Origin of the sequence: Vibrio sp. 10N.222.55.C6 (assembly GCF_041473395.1) — a bacterium.
Taxonomy (GTDB): Bacteria; Pseudomonadota; Gammaproteobacteria; order Enterobacterales; family Vibrionaceae; genus Vibrio; species Vibrio crassostreae_C.
On the sequence record NZ_JBFRSD010000028.1, the window covers coordinates 36979 to 51620 of the forward strand.

A 14642-nucleotide genomic window follows, 5' to 3' on the forward strand; every position below is an offset into this window, starting at 1 on the left:
GCTCTAGGACCAAATATAGAATGAAGCCAATTTTTGGTAGAGGTCCCTCTCTACAATTGCGCCTGTTTTTTGCTGTAATTTTATCAGCCAGCCTTATGCTGGCTGATAGTCGTTTAGATGCTTTCTCAAATGTTCGCTATCTATTAAACAGCATGGTTGCGCCTATTCAATATGCAGCCAACTTGCCTCGCACTATGTTCGATGGTGTTTACGACCGTTTTAGCACTCGCAAAGGGTTAATTGAATCTAACCATAATATTAAACGAGAAGTCTTGCGTCTGAAGAGCGAGCTGATTCTGCTTGAGCAATATCAAGAAGAAAACAAGCGCCTTCGTAAGCTGTTAGGCTCGCCGTTTATCCGTGATGAGAAGAAAGTCGTCACAGAAGTTATGGCGGTAGACACTTCACCATATCGCCATCAAGTCGTGATCGACAAAGGTCAGATTGATGGGGTGTATGAAGGTCAGCCGGTGATCAACGAAAAAGGCATTGTCGGCCAAGTCACTTTCGTTGCTGCTCATAATAGTCGTGTATTACTACTCACTGATGCAAACAATGCGATTCCTGTTCAGGTTATTCGTAATGACATCCGTGTGATTGCTTCGGGCAATGGCATGATTGATGAGATCCAGCTAGAGCACATTCCAACCAGTACCGATATACAAGAAGAAGATCTGTTGGTGACATCAGGTCTTGGTGGGGTATATCCAGAAGGTTATCCAGTCGCCTATGTTACGGCCGTTGATTACGACCCGAAACGTGAGTTCGCTGTGATTAAAGCAGAGCCTGTGGTTGAGTTCGATAAGCTCAGATACCTGCTGCTTGTATGGCCTGATGAAAACAAACAGATGCAAGCGGATCAATCGAGCATAGAACAAGCATTGTTAGAGGGCGAAGATGGCCAATAGCGTTTTGAGAAGCAAGGTAGTAATTTTCTGCTCATTTTTAATAGCACTGATTCTGCAGACGATCCCTTGGCCTGGTAGCTTAGATTTATTTAGACCATCTTGGTTACTGCTGGTTACGTGTTACTGGGTTTTGGCTCTACCGCATCGTGTTAACGTGGGTAGTGCTTTGATTTTAGGCTTATTGTGGGACCTTTTGATCGGCTCTACTCTGGGTATTCGAGGCATGATGATGGCAATAGTGATGTACATTATTGCGATGAACTTCCTCGTCATTCGTAACATGGCGTTATGGCAGCAAGCGATGATCATTGCCGCGTTAACGGTCTTGTTTGAGGTGTTGATCTTCTTTGGTGAATATTTGATCCAAGATGTTGTTTTCAATCCGTTATCGTTATGGAGCGCATTGATAAACTGTATACTTTGGCCTTGGATGTTTTTATTAATGAGACGCGTGCGTCGTCATTGGCATGTGAGGTAGCGTGACGATGGAAAAGAAACATTTAGTTTTGGCATCCGGCTCTCCACGCCGCAAAGAATTGCTATCTCAACTCGGTTATGAGTTTTCTGTCCTCGTAACCGATGTTGAAGAGTGTAAACACGCTCAAGAAACCGCCGAAGAATATGTTAAGCGACTATCTTTAGATAAAGCTTTAGCTGCGTTGTCTTTATTGAAAGATACCCCTTCTGAAAGGCAGCATGTCGTTCCTAGTTCTGATACTGTAGATCATGGCTCTGATATAGTCGTTCTTGGTTCTGATACAGTCGTCGTAAGCCAAGGGCAAGTGCTTGAGAAACCCACCGATTTTGCTGACTCTAAGCGCATGCTTACTCAGTTAGCGAATGAACGTCACCAAGTGATGACGGCGGTTTCTGTGGTTTCAGAAGAAAAACAAAGAACAGAAATCATTATTACCGACGTATGGTTTAAACCCCTCAGTGAAATAGAAATAGAACAATACTGGCAAACAGGGGAGCCATGCGATAAAGCCGGTAGCTATGGGATCCAAGGTTTGGGCGGACGCTTTGTCACCCGAATCGAAGGGAGTTATTACGCCGTTGTCGGCTTACCTTTATTTGAAACGGACCAGCTACTGCAAGAATTCTTATAATTACTAATCTGAGGTGCACCATGAGTGCTGAATTGTTGCTGAACGTGACCCCGAGTGAAACTCGTGTGGCCATGATTGAAGGGGGGGCTCTTCAAGAGATCCATGTCGAACGAGATGCTCGACGCGGTATCGTAGGAAATATCTATAAAGGACGTGTAAGCCGTGTTCTTCCGGGAATGCAGGCGGCTTTTGTGGATATAGGCCTTGAGAAAGCAGCTTTTTTACACGCCTCTGATATTGTCCCACACACTGAATGTGTCGCTGAAAACGAAAAGAAACAATTTCAGGTTCGTGATATTTCAGAGCTTGTCCGTCAAGGGCAAGACATTGTGGTGCAAGTGGTCAAAGACCCTCTTGGTACTAAAGGTGCTCGCTTAACCACTGATATCACTCTACCGTCTCGTTATCTGGTATTTATGCCGGGCGCAAGTCATGTTGGTGTATCTCAACGTATCGACAGCGAGTCTGAACGTAACCGTCTTAAAAAAGTCGTGTCTCGTTACTGTGACGAACACGGTGGCTTCATCATCCGCACAGCAGCAGAAGGTGCAGATTCAAATGAGTTGGCACAAGATGCCGCATTCTTGAAGCGATTATGGCTAAAAGTATTAGAGCGTCGTGGTAAGCACAAGGCGCGTACTCGTTTGTATGGTGAGCTTTGCTTAAGCCAACGTATCTTACGTGACTTCGTCGGTACTGAGCTGAGCAAGATTCAGGTCGATTCTCGTCTAGAATATGAAAACCTAAAAGAGTTTACCTCTGAATACGTGCCAGAGCTGACAGACAAGCTTGAGCTGTATGAAGGTGATAAACCTATCTTTGATATGTACGATACCGAGAACGAAATTCAGCGTTCATTGGATCGTAAAGTCGAATTAAAGTCTGGTGGATATTTGATTATTGACCAAACTGAAGCGATGACCACGGTTGATATCAACACTGGCGCGTTTGTTGGTCGCCGTAATCTAGAAGAGACGATTTTCAACACCAATGTAGAAGCGACTCAAGCGATTGCTCGTCAGCTGCGTCTACGTAACTTAGGTGGCATCATCATTATCGACTTTATTGATATGTTGTCTGAGGAACATCGTAAGCGAGTACTAACTTCTTTAGAGGCTGCGCTCGACAAAGACCGTGTGAAAACCAATATTAATGGCTTCACGCAGCTTGGGTTGGTTGAGATGACTCGTAAACGTACTCGTGAAAGTATTGAGCATATCCTATGTTCGAGCTGTCCTGCTTGTGAAGGCCGCGGCAGTGTGAAGACAGTTGAAACCGTTTGTTATGAAATTCTTCGAGAGATCACGCGAGTGAATCGTGCGTACGACGCCGATAAATTTGTGGTCTATGCGGCAGCTGCCGTAGCTGAGGCGTTAGAGGGCGATGAATCTCATGCGCTTGCGGAGCTTGAAGTCTTTATTGGTAAGCAAGTTAAAATCCAGGCTGAGCCTCTGTACATACAAGAGCAGTTTGATGTTGTTATGATGTAATGGAAATTTTGTGAGCTCAAGCGTTACTCTGATTCTACGTGCATGTTTATGGTTAGTGGTTACTCTCTTAGTAACGCTAGCCATTGCCGTTACTACACTGCGTGTAGCCTTGCCCAATTTAAACAAGTATCAATCTGAAATTGAGCTTTGGGTAAACCAACACTCCGGTTTTGATTTTTCGATTCAAGATGTGGGCGGTTTTTGGCGTAACACTCACCCCTCTATTGCTCTGCAAGGCGTTAAAGCTAGCCTCCCCAATGCAGAAGATGTGACCTTCTCTGTTGAGCGTGTTGAAGTCGAGTTTGACTTGATTCAATCGCTCGTGCAGATGCGCCCGGTTGTGGCCGATCTAGTCATGAATCAAATGTATCTTGATATCCGCTCAATTGATCTGTTTGCCGGACAAAATGGCAAAGACGAACCTACAGATCCCGAGTCTTCCAAGCGAGTGATACAAGAGCTCGATAATTTACTGCTAAAAACACTCGTCGATGTAACTGCAAAAGATTCTTCTATTCTTTATCACTCTGTTTCGGGTGAAGAACGTCAGCTCGATATAGAAACCTTAAAATGGCAAAATTTAGACAAACATCACCTTGCTGAAGGTGTGGTGAGTATCAAAGATGCCAATCTAAACTCTCTGTCAGTGAGTGCTAACTTTATTGATGGTGGGTCACTGACTGATGTGACTGGTGAGTTTTATGTCAGTGCCGACAGCATTTCTGTTAAGCCATGGCTTACGCATTATATGCAGGCGGAATCCGGCATTGAAACGGGTACTGTGAGCTTGAATAGCTGGCTTACGCTGCGAAATAGCAAGCCAGTGAGCGCTTATGTTGAGGTTTTACCCTCAGAACTGGCGTGGAACGAAGATGGCGAGCATGACCTCATGCTTGAGTCCGGTGTCTTTAAGTTGTCGCCGACTGATGATGGTTGGCAAGTAAATGGTCACTCACTAAACCTTAGAACGGATGACACACCTTGGCCGGAACTCGACGTAGCGTTCAAGTGGAATCAAGGTCCATGGCAACTCAACATTTCTGAGCTGGATATTGCGACTATTACTCCGTTGATTAAGCTGCTGCCTGACTCTGAACAATCAACCAAAATGATTAACGTATTGGCGCCGGGCGGCTCTGTTTCTGATATCCGTGTTTCCATGGGTTCGGGAATTGACAGTTTACGTTATTCAGCCAGTTTTTCTGATCTTGCTATCGAGCAGTGGGAACTAGTCCCAGGCTTTAGCCAAGTGTCTGGTAGTGTGTTTGGTTCGGCCTCGGAAGCGAAAGCTAGCCTGCATGTTATTGACGATGTGTTCCCTTATGGTGACGTATTCCAAGCGCCTTTGAATATCAAACAAGGTCAGGTTGATATTGTTTGGCAGCAAGATGAAAACGGCTGGAAGCTGTGGTCAGACAAAATCACAGCTGCCACCCCCGATTTACAAGTACTAGGCGCATTCCGCTTAGACTTCCCAAAAGATGCGAGCCCGTTTTTATCCTTCTACGGCGAAGCGGACGCTTACAATGTCGGTGAAACATGGCGCTACTTACCTACACTGGCTCTTGGGCAAGATCTAACAGACTACCTTTCAACTGCGATTCAAGCCGGTAAAGCGGATACCGTAAAACTGTTGTGGCATGGTGATTTGTCTCAATATCCATACACTAACCACGATGGTATTTTCCAGGTTTGGGTTGGCTTAGAAGATGCGAAATTCAGCTTTGATACCGCGTGGCCACTGATTACTGATCTTCAGCTTGATCTGTTGTTTGAAAATGATGCGATGCATCTGGATTCTCGCTCAGCTCAACTGATGGATGTGACGGCAGATCGAATCACAGGACGCATTCCTTATTTAGGGGAAGGCGGCCATATTGAAATTGAAGCTAAAGCGACGGCGTCTGGCAACGCAGTACGCGATTACATGACGTCTTCGCCACTGGTGGGCTCGGTAGGCGCAGCCTTAACCGCACTTCAAGTGAGTGGTGATGTCTCTTCTGAGTTCCAGCTGAATATTCCGTTTGATTCTGAAAAAGAAGCAAGAGCATGGGGTTACGCCGACTTAAGTGGCAACCATGTTGAGATTGAAGCGCCGCCAATGGTGCTCGAGAACACCACGGGTCGAATTGAATTTGATAATGACGTAGTGACGGCAAATGGCCTCGCTGCGGATCTGCTTAACCAAGGTATCTCGCTTGATTTTAAGGGCCTTAATGATGGTCCTGGCTATGCAGTTGATATTGATGTGTTAGGTGATTGGGACGTCAAGCCTCTAGAACCTTACATCGGTGAGCAATGGTTAAGCCGCTTATCAGGTCATGCGCAATGGCAAAGCCAGATTGATATCCAGCTGAATGATATCGGCTTTACCTACCAACTAGACTTACAGTCAGACCTAAAATACTTGGCGAGTGATTACCCATATCCATTGGCGAAAAAATCACTAGAAAGTGGCTCTGCAAGGCTACAGGCATCGGGTAACCAAGAGACGATTACCGCGCGCCTGCAATTGCCAAACACCAAGTACCAAGCTGAGATTGATATCACAGGCGACGTGCCTGAGTTAACGGCGACCAACTTAGTGCTTGGTCGCGGTGGCTACAAAATTAGCCCGGTGGTGGGCCATCACGCCCTGATTCGTACAGACAAATTCAATGCCGATGATTGGTTATCGGTTGTAATGGAACCGGTAAAGCCTTCAACGGCTGTACTTAGTCAAATGAACACGCCAACCATACCTGCGCCAAGCCGTATTACCTTTGAGAGTAAAGAGCTGATCTTGGGTGGTATCTCTTGGAATGACGTCGATTTTAGTGCTAGTAAGAACAAACAGGCGTGGCAAATGGAAGTGTCTAGCCAAGAGCTAGAAGGGGATATTAACTACCTGCCTCCTTATGATTTGACAGTTTCACTGGATCGTCTGCATCTGTTTGTTCCTGAGTGGAGTGATAAGAACAACCAAGATCAGCAACTGCTGCAACGTAAAGAACAAGCTGCGCCATTGATATCCAAATTGGATAGAGAGATCCACGATGCGATGCCAAACCTGACCCTGACGCTGAACGACTTTTGGCTGCAAGGCTACAAGGTGGGTAAGGTCGATGTTGAAATGACGAGGAACGAAGATCGTATCGAGTGGAACAAAATCCAGGTGCGAAGCGGCGGTAACAAAGCGGATGTGAGTGGCTGGTGGGAACTGCAAGGTGACAAGAGTCATTCATCGTTAACCGTTGATGTTGAAGGTGAAAACAACAGCGAGCTCATGGAGCGCTTTGGTATTACTTCCGGGATTCAAAAAGCGCCATTCGCGTTGGAAGGTCAACTAAATTGGGATGGTTCGCCTTGGGGAATCAAAATGGATACCCTTGATGGCAACGTTAAAACCAAGTTTGGTAAAGGCATTATCTCGGATGTGAGCGGCGCAGCTCGATTACTTGGCCTGTTTAGCCTAGATTCGATCATCCGTAAGATGCAGCTCGATTTCTCAGATGTGTTTGATAAAGGTATGGCCTTCAACAGCATCACCGGAACGGGCGAGATTCAAAATGGTATCTTCCTGACCAATGATCTGAACATGGATGCGGTCGCAGGTGAGATGAAAATCAAAGGTATCGCTAACCTCAACACGCGTCAGGTTGATGCTGAGGTGAACTTTACCCCAGATATTACCTCGGGTATTCCCGTATTAACGGCCTTTGCGGTAACCCCTCAAACGGCGCTGTACGTATTGGCGGTGACCACGGTTATCTCGCCAGTTGTGGAAGTCTTTACCCAAGTAAATTATTCGGTGAAAGGACCATTGGATTCACCAACGGTGAGCGAACTTTCTCGTAGCTCTGGCGAGTTTCAGCTGCCAGAGAAGCTGAGAAAATTAGCCGAATAGGCCTTAAATTAGCCGAAAAGACCTTATGCCCGAGTCAGCGAATATACGGTGAAATGCTGATTTCTGAATCATAATGAATGGAGGAGCGATACACATGGATTGTGTTGGGTTGATTCAAATGACATCTGGCCCCAGCCCTGAATTGAACTTTGAGTACCTTGCTCAAGAAGTTGCAAAGTGCAAAGAGTTGGGGGCTAAGTGGGTTGTTTGCCCTGAAAACGCGTTAGTTTTTGGCAGTAAAGCCGACTATCACCAGTGTGCTGAGCCTTTTAATGATGGCCCACTGCAAAAGAAAATCTCTGAGCTAGCAAAGCTTCACAGAATTTGGATCGTCATTGGCAGTATGCCGATAAGCACAACTAACGGAGTGACGACCACCACCTTGGTGATTGATGATTTTGGTTGCCTCGTTGCTCATTACGACAAGCTACACATGTTTGATGTGGATGTCGCTGACGCCCATAAGTGCTATCGAGAGTCGGATATTTTCACTCCGGGCAACCAAGTTGTGACAGCGGAAACGCCTTTTGGTCGCTTAGGTTTGAGTATTTGTTATGATGTGCGCTTTCCACACTTGTATTCAGAGTTACGTAAGCAAGGGGCACAAATCATTGTGGTGCCTGCGGCTTTTACAGCGGTAACGGGTCAAGCGCACTGGGAAGTACTATTAAGATGCCGCGCGGTTGAAACACAGTCGTGGATTGTCGCGGTAGGTCAAGGCGGAAAACACCCTTGCCAAAGAGAAACATGGGGACACTCAATGGTGGTTGATCCATGGGGACGAGTGGTCGCACAGTTAGACCAAGATCCTAAAAGTATGGTGGTTGAGATAGACACATCCAGTTGCGAGTCCATTAGGCAAAATATGCCCATCGCGCAACACTCTCGATTTACCAATCAATTTTAATTACAAACAAGAGCCATCTATGAGCATTAATCAAATTGAAGAAGCGCTACTGAACCCGACAGGGCTTACGGAGCAAAATATCGCAGATACATTGGCGAGTATTGCTACCCGCCAAATTGATTATGCTGATATCTACTTTCAGTCAAGCTGGCACGAATCTTTAGTGCTAGAAGACAGCATTATTAAAGACGGCTCTTTCAATATCGATTGCGGTGTTGGCGTTCGTGCAGTATCTGGTGAAAAGACTGGTTTTGCTTACTCTGACCAAATCCAATTGGATGGTCTTAAGCAGAGCGCAATTGCGGCTCGTGGTATTGCTAAACAAGGTCAAAACGGCAAGGTTCAAGCGTTCAAACGCAACTCTAATCAAGCTTACTATGATGCAGTTAACCCGCTTGCGAGTTGGGAAAAACAGCAGAAAACAGAATTACTAAAATCATTAGATGCTTACATTCGCACTAAAGAGCCGATGGTGACTGAAGTATCGGTGAGTTTAAGTGGTGTGCATGAGCAGATGCTGGTTGCTGCGACTGATGGCACTTACGCTGGTGATATTCGTCCGCTGGTTCGCTTGTCTATTAGCGTACTTGCACAGAAGGGTGATCGTCGTGAGCGTGGTAGCGCTGGTGGTGGTGGCCGTTTTGGTTACGACTTCTTCTTAAGTGATGACAAAGGCACTCAAGTTGCTTACCAATTTGCGGATGAAGCGATTCGCCAAGCATTAGTTAACCTTGAAGCGGTTGCAGCGCCTGCTGGTGCCATGCCTGTGGTTCTTGGTTCTGGTTGGCCGGGCGTTCTGCTGCATGAAGCGGTAGGCCACGGTTTAGAAGGCGACTTCAACCGTAAAGAGTCGTCAGTATTCTCTGGCAAAGTTGGTGAGCAAGTAACTTCAAGCCTATGTACGATTGTCGATGACGGTACATTAACGGATCTACGCGGTTCATTGAACGTCGATGATGAAGGTGTTAACGGTCAGTACAATACGTTAATCGAAAACGGCATCCTAAAAGGTTACATGCAAGATAAGCTGAACGCTCGTCTAATGGGTGTAGCACCGACAGGTAATGGTCGTCGTGAGTCATACGCGCATCTTCCAATGCCACGTATGACGAATACATACATGCTACCGGGCGAACACACACCGGAAGAGATCATCGCGACGGTTGAGAAAGGTATCTACGCACCGAACTTCGGTGGCGGTCAGGTTGATATCACATCAGGTAAGTTCGTATTCTCAGCGTCTGAAGCGTACATGATTGAAAACGGTAAGATCACTCACCCAGTGAAAGGCGCGACGCTAATCGGTTCTGGTATCGAAGCGATGCAGCAGGTGTCTATGGTGGGTAACGACCTAAGCATCGACCGTGGTGTGGGTGTGTGTGGTAAGGCTGGTCAAAGTGTGCCAGTGGGTGTTGGTCAACCAACATTGAAACTAGACTCGCTAACCGTTGGTGGTACTGAGTAATTCAGACTAACCTCTGCCGACTTACTTCAAAATATTAAATTGAAAAGCGCCTCCAATGTGAGGCGCTTTTTGTTTTTAGATTACTGATTCAGTGAGCGTATAGAGTCACTACATGTTCTCTTCCGCAAACTCAGCTAGTCGGCTACGCACCACACCATTGAGGTGGATGTTGGCACTGCCTTCGAAGTTTTTAAAACGCTCAACCATGTAGGTTAAGCCTGAAGTCACAGGGGTTAGGTAAGAAGAATCTATCTGCGCTAAGTTACCTGAGCAGACGATCTTAGTACCTTCACCACAACGGGTGATGATGGTTTTTATCTGTGAAGCGGTGAGGTTCTGACACTCATCCAAAAGCACAAAGGCATTTTGAATCGAGCGGCCACGCATGAAGTTAATCGATTTGAACTGGATGTTGGCTTTGTCACAGATGTACTTCATCGAGCCTTCTGTACAGTGATCGTTCTTGTGCAGCGCTTCCAGTGTATCGGTCACAGCAGCCAACCAAGGCAGCATCTTCTCTTCTTCGGTACCAGGGAGGAAACCAATCGACTCACCAATGTCGGGCGTGTTTCGGGTTACGATGATCTTATCGAACTGTTTACGCTCAATGGTTTGCTCAAGTGCAGCAGCCATGGCGAGCAGCGTTTTACCACTACCTGCGGCGCCAGTGAGAATCACAAGATCAATATCAGGGTCGAGCAGCGCATCAATCGCCATGCCTTGATAGACGTTCTTTGGTGTGATGTCCCATGCTCTGCGATTCATCAATCTTTCGCGGCTGAGGTCTCTCAGGGTAATGCTTTCCGGCTCAATCTCCTCGACTCGAGCGGCAAAGTCACTTTCTTCGTCAATCACATATTGGTTGAGGAAGGTTGGCTCGAACGGCGCTCTTGCTAAGGTGTGCAGCGTCTTGCCGCCTAAACTTCTGCTCTCGACATTATCGATACCATCCCAAAATGAGCCTTCCAGTTGTTGGAAGCCTTTGGTGAGGTATTGGATATCATCAATCAGTTGGTCAGTTTGATAGTCTTCAACAAAACGTACACCGGCGCCTTTTGCTCGTAAACGCATATTGATGTCTTTGGTGATGAGAACCACTTCGCGTGGTGCGCGTTTATTTTGAAGATAGAGGACAGCGTTGAGGATTCGGTTATCGCCCGCCTTGTCATCGGCAAAGGCTTTGATGCTTTCTTGAAGTTCGTAGTCAGCGAGTATTGAAATACTGCCAGATGCATTTATGTCTTTAGAAAAAGGGATGCCTTCCGATATTTGGTCTGGTGTGGCTTCCCTGAACAGGTCTTCGAGCGTTCGAATCGCAATTCTCGCATCTCGAGCAACGTCTCTTTTACTGTCTTTGATTCTGTCGAGTTCTTCTAGCACTGTCATGGGGATAACGACATCGTGCTCTTGGAAAGAAAATATAGCGAAGGGTTCGTGAAGTAGGATATTGGTGTCTAAAACAAATAGCTTCCGGTTGGTCTCGCCCATAGCATCTCCTTGCCGACGTGCGGCTTGCCTTGCATTCATTGAACGTAGATAAAGCTCATATAAAGATTAGTATCTGATTCTGGTGATAGTCAACTACTCACCTAAACTTCATCTAGAGGAACAGCACCATATCGTTACGAGTGAATATGGTGTATTCGTTTGAGAGCAGCAATCTGCTACCTATAGATTAACCATGAATTTTTGACAGTTTGATTGCACTGGCGAAAACAGAAAAAAAGCATGAAATCATCTCCTTTAGGCGTGACCTAAATCACAGCATCGAGTAAGATTAGCGACCTTTTTCTGCACCATTTTCTCGAGATATTTATTATTGAGAGCGCACTTAAAAAGTGGCTGCAAACTAGACATTTTTGGCTATATTTTTAGTTCAGGAGCGATAATGTTCTTGTTTAAAACTGCAGTTAAGAAGACCAAATTCCAACTATAAGATTGAGGTAGTCGATTCATGACATTTGCTTTGGGGCAACGCTGGATAAGCGATACGGAGAGCGATTTAGGTTTAGGTACCGTTGTAGCAATGGATGCTCGCACAGTGACACTAATGTTTGCAGCGTCAGAAGAAAACCGTGTTTATGCACGTACTGATGCTCCCGTAACCCGAGTAACGTTTAATGTAGGCGATGTCATCGAATGCCAAGAAGGTTGGTCTCTGTCTGTCGAAGAAGTTATCGAAGACAAAGGGCTGCTAACCTACTTAGGTACTCGCGAAGATACCCAAGAAACAGAAGTCACTCTGCGTGAAATCTTCTTAAGCAACCAGATCCGCTTTAACAAGCCACAAGATAAGCTATACGCAGGTCAAATCGACCGTATGGATAACTTTGTGTTGCGTTACCGTGCGCTAAGCAACCAGTACCAACAACACAAGAGCCCGATGCGTGGCTTGTGTGGTATGCGTGCTGGCTTGATCCCTCATCAGCTATACATCGCTCATGAAGTGGGTCGTCGTCACGCTCCGCGCGTTTTACTGGCTGATGAAGTGGGCCTAGGTAAAACCATCGAAGCGGGCATGATCATCCACCAACAGGTGCTGTCTGGCCGTGCTGAACGCATTCTGATTGTGGTTCCTGAAACTCTACAACACCAATGGTTAGTAGAGATGATGCGCCGTTTCAACCTGCATTTTTCTATCTTCGATGAAGAGCGTTGTATTGAAGCGTTTGCTGAATCAGACAACCCGTTTGATACCCAGCAGTACGTTCTGTGTTCTTTGGACTTCCTACGTAAGAGCCGTAAGCGCTACGAGCAAGCACTTGAAGGCGAGTGGGACTTGTTGGTTGTCGATGAAGCGCACCACCTTGAGTGGAGCCAAGACAAACCAAGCCGTGAATACCAAGTGGTTGAAGGCTTAGCGGAAAATACGTCTGGTGTGCTACTACTAACAGCAACGCCTGAACAGCTTGGTCGTGAGAGCCACTTTGCACGTCTGCGTCTGCTTGATCCTGATCGCTTCTACGATTACGAAGCATTCGTTGAAGAAGAAGACCAATACGCACCGGTTGCTGATGCAGTAACGGCCCTGTTCTCTGGAGTGAAGCTTGAAAACAGCGCGAAGAACCAGATTACGGAACTGCTTTCTGAGCAAGATGTTGAGCCTCTGTTCCGTGTGATTGAAGGTGATAGCAGCGAAGAAGAGCAAGCGTTAGCTCGCCAAGAACTGATTGATAACCTTATGGATCGCCATGGTACCGGCCGTGTTCTTTTCAGAAACACACGTGCTGCAATCAAAGGCTTCCCTAAGCGTAATGTAAACCTACTGCCGATGGAGATTCCAACGCAGTACACAACCTCAATGCGTGTATCTGGCATGATCGGTGGCAAAATGGCTCCCGAAGCTCGTGCAATGAAGATGCTGTATCCAGAAGAGATCTTCCAAGAGTTTGAAGGTGAAGATTCAAGCTGGTGGCAGTTCGACTCACGTGTTAACTGGTTGATTGAAAAGATCCAAGACAAGCGCAGCGAGAAAATCCTAGTGATCGCCTCTCGTGCAAGTACGGCTCTTCAATTAGAGCAAGCACTGCGTGAGCGTGAAGGTGTGCGTGCAACCGTATTTCACGAAGGCATGTCGATTCTAGAGCGTGATAAAGCTGCGGCTTACTTTGCTCAAGAAGAGGGCGGCGCTCAGGTTCTTATCTGTAGTGAAATCGGCTCTGAAGGTCGTAACTTCCAGTTCGCTAACCAACTTGTGATGTTCGATCTTCCATTCAACCCAGACTTGCTTGAGCAACGTATTGGCCGTTTGGACCGTATCGGTCAGCTGCGTGATATCGACATTCATGTTCCTTACCTAAAAGGCACATCACAGGCGATCCTTGCGCGTTGGTTCGATGAAGGTCTGAATGCATTTGCGGAAACTTGTCCAACGGGTCGCACGGTTTACGATAAGTACTCAGATGTTCTTATCGAGATGCTGGCTTCTGGTAACACTGAGCAACTTGATGAAGTGATTGAAGAGTCTGCCAAGCTAAACCAAAGCCTGAAATCAGATCTAGAAAAAGGCCGTGATCGCCTATTAGAAATGCACTCAAACGGCGGCGACAAAGCACACGAAATCGCAGAGAAGATTGCATCAACTGATGGCGATACTAACCTAGTAACGTTTGCACTGAGCTTGTTCGACACGATTGGTTTGAACCAAGACGACAAGGGTGAAAATGCGCTAGTCGTGACACCATCTGAGCACATGATGGTACCAAGCTACCCTGGCTTACCATACGAAGGCGCAACCATTACGTTCGATCGTGATACAGCCCTTTCTCGTGAAGACATGAACTTCATCAGCTGGGAGCACCCAATGATTCAAGGCGGTATTGATCTGCTACTGAGTGAAGGTGTGGGTGCATCAGCGGTATCATTGCTGAAAAACAAAGCGCTGCCAGTGGGTACTATCCTGCTTGAGCTGGTTTACCTTGTGGATGCGCAAGCGCCGAAACGCAGCGGTATCAGCCAGTTCTTGCCTAAGACGCCAATTCGTTTGATGATGGATGGCCGTGGTAACGATTTATCAGCTCAGGTTGAGTTCGACAGCTTTAACCGTCAATTAAGCCCTGTAAACCGTCACCTAGCGAGCAAGCTAGTTAACTCGGTACAAGGTGAAATTCACAAGCTAATCGAAGCGGGTGAGACGCACGTACTTCCTAAAGTGGAAGAAGTGCGTGAACAAGCTCAACGAGATATGCAGACTAACCTGAACGGTGAATTAGAGCGTCTACAAGCGCTTAAAGCCGTGAATCCTAATATTCGTGATGAAGAGCTAGAGGTAATCGAAGCTCAAATCAATGAACTGACCGGTTACATCAGCAAAGCTCAGGTTCAGCTAGATTCATTACGCTTGATTGTGGTTTCTCACAACTAGTTTTGAATTAGCG

At 46.5% G+C, this 14642-nt stretch carries 9 protein-coding genes; 8 read left to right on the top strand and 1 reads right to left on the bottom strand.

From position 1 onward, the window contains the following. The first annotated feature begins 20 nt into the window (after positions 1 to 20). The 7 genes from mreC to tldD all read left to right on the top strand — a co-directional run bounded on the left by mreC (position 21) and on the right by tldD (position 9765). Positions 21 to 908 (top strand): rod shape-determining protein MreC, encoded by an 888-nt coding sequence (mreC, locus tag AB4486_RS15905; protein ID WP_004735927.1) that lies wholly within the window; start codon positions 21 to 23, stop codon positions 906 to 908. Continuing rightward, positions 898 to 1386 carry a rod shape-determining protein MreD gene (gene mreD / locus AB4486_RS15910; RefSeq protein WP_017061361.1) on the top strand — a complete coding sequence of 163 codons (489 nt, stop codon included), beginning with the start codon at positions 898 to 900 and terminating at the stop codon, positions 1384 to 1386. The genes mreC and mreD overlap by 11 nt, the downstream gene beginning before the upstream one ends. A 7-nt stretch (positions 1387 to 1393) precedes the next feature. Continuing rightward, the gene (locus tag AB4486_RS15915; RefSeq protein WP_372117718.1) at positions 1394 to 2017 is read left to right on the top strand and encodes a nucleoside triphosphate pyrophosphatase; all 624 of its coding nucleotides are present in this window, start codon (positions 1394 to 1396) and stop codon (positions 2015 to 2017) included. 20 nt (positions 2018 to 2037) lie between these two features. Then, positions 2038 to 3507: a ribonuclease G gene (gene rng, locus AB4486_RS15920; RefSeq protein ID WP_017061363.1), complete on the top strand. Its 1470-nt coding sequence runs from the start codon at positions 2038 to 2040 to the stop codon at positions 3505 to 3507. Between the two features lie 10 nt (positions 3508 to 3517). Further along, positions 3518 to 7393 (top strand): YhdP family protein, encoded by a 3876-nt coding sequence (locus tag AB4486_RS15925; RefSeq protein WP_372117721.1) that lies wholly within the window; start codon positions 3518 to 3520, stop codon positions 7391 to 7393. A 94-nt stretch (positions 7394 to 7487) separates the two neighbouring features. Continuing rightward, positions 7488 to 8300 (top strand): carbon-nitrogen hydrolase family protein, encoded by an 813-nt coding sequence (locus tag AB4486_RS15930; RefSeq protein ID WP_017061365.1) that lies wholly within the window; start codon positions 7488 to 7490, stop codon positions 8298 to 8300. A gap of 19 nt (positions 8301 to 8319) precedes the next feature. After that, on the top strand, positions 8320 to 9765 hold the full coding sequence (tldD, locus tag AB4486_RS15935) for a metalloprotease TldD (RefSeq protein ID WP_017061366.1): 1446 nt from the start codon (positions 8320 to 8322) through the stop codon (positions 9763 to 9765). A gap of 108 nt (positions 9766 to 9873) precedes the next feature. Here the strand turns inward: tldD and AB4486_RS15940 are convergent, their stop codons facing one another. Then, complete coding sequence (locus AB4486_RS15940) at positions 9874 to 11253, bottom strand: PhoH family protein (protein WP_017062953.1); 1380 nt, start codon at positions 11251 to 11253, stop codon at positions 9874 to 9876. A gap of 466 nt (positions 11254 to 11719) precedes the next feature. On the opposite strand from AB4486_RS15940, the gene rapA reads away from it, so the two are divergent. Further along, the gene (gene rapA / locus AB4486_RS15945; RefSeq protein ID WP_017062952.1) at positions 11720 to 14629 is read left to right on the top strand and encodes an RNA polymerase-associated protein RapA; all 2910 of its coding nucleotides are present in this window, start codon (positions 11720 to 11722) and stop codon (positions 14627 to 14629) included. Positions 14630 to 14642 lie beyond the last annotated feature (13 nt).

What these genes read in the sequence shown, in the direction of transcription:
- mreC (WP_004735927.1), top strand. Translation starts at nt 21, where the DNA reads ATGAAGCCAATTTTTGGTAGAGGTCCCTCTCTACAATTGCGCCTGTTT.
- mreD (WP_017061361.1), top strand. Translation starts at nt 898, where the DNA reads ATGGCCAATAGCGTTTTGAGAAGCAAGGTAGTAATTTTCTGCTCATTT.
- AB4486_RS15915 (WP_372117718.1), top strand. Translation starts at nt 1,394, where the DNA reads ATGGAAAAGAAACATTTAGTTTTGGCATCCGGCTCTCCACGCCGCAAA.
- rng (WP_017061363.1), top strand. Translation starts at nt 2,038, where the DNA reads ATGAGTGCTGAATTGTTGCTGAACGTGACCCCGAGTGAAACTCGTGTG.
- AB4486_RS15930 (WP_017061365.1), top strand. Translation starts at nt 7,488, where the DNA reads ATGGATTGTGTTGGGTTGATTCAAATGACATCTGGCCCCAGCCCTGAA.
- tldD (WP_017061366.1), top strand. Translation starts at nt 8,320, where the DNA reads ATGAGCATTAATCAAATTGAAGAAGCGCTACTGAACCCGACAGGGCTT.
- AB4486_RS15940 (WP_017062953.1), bottom strand. Translation starts at nt 11,253, where the DNA reads ATGGGCGAGACCAACCGGAAGCTATTTGTTTTAGACACCAATATCCTA.
- rapA (WP_017062952.1), top strand. Translation starts at nt 11,720, where the DNA reads ATGACATTTGCTTTGGGGCAACGCTGGATAAGCGATACGGAGAGCGAT.